The 406-nt window shown below is 66.7% G+C and carries 1 protein-coding gene; it reads left to right on the top strand.

What is annotated here, in order from left to right; genetic code table 11:
- A partial coding sequence (locus tag GVL03_RS21260; protein WP_159502752.1) for a polysaccharide deacetylase family protein occupies positions 1–406 on the top strand: 406 nt, incomplete at both ends.

The raw sequence follows: 406 nt of genomic DNA on the forward strand, positions 1-406 counted from the left end.
CCAATCCCACCGCGCAGCAACTGCTGCGGCGCCTGGATGCGCGTGGCCACGCGATCGGCTCGCACGGCGGGTGGATCCACGACTACTACGGCCTGAACGCCACGGAAGACAACGCGGCGACGTTCCGTCCCTACCTGCTGCAGAACAAGAATGCCGTGGACAGCGCGTTGGGCCGGCCGATGCGCGACTACTCGGCGCCGCAAGGCAACAATCCGCTCTGGGCCATGGACTGGCTGGAAGAGCAGGGCGTGGTCGCTGCCTATTTCGGAGGGCACACGGGGCTGGGCGCTACGCGGCAGTACCGCGACGGAGTCTTGCGCAATCCGTCGCTGTGGGTGTTCCCTGTGACACCCCAGGGTACGTACGCCACGTTCGAGGAATGGCAGGACTACGGCGTGCCCAAGGC

Origin of the sequence: Microbacterium sp. 18062 (assembly GCF_902706225.1) — a bacterium.
Lineage (GTDB): Bacteria > Actinomycetota > Actinomycetes > Actinomycetales > Microbacteriaceae > Microbacterium.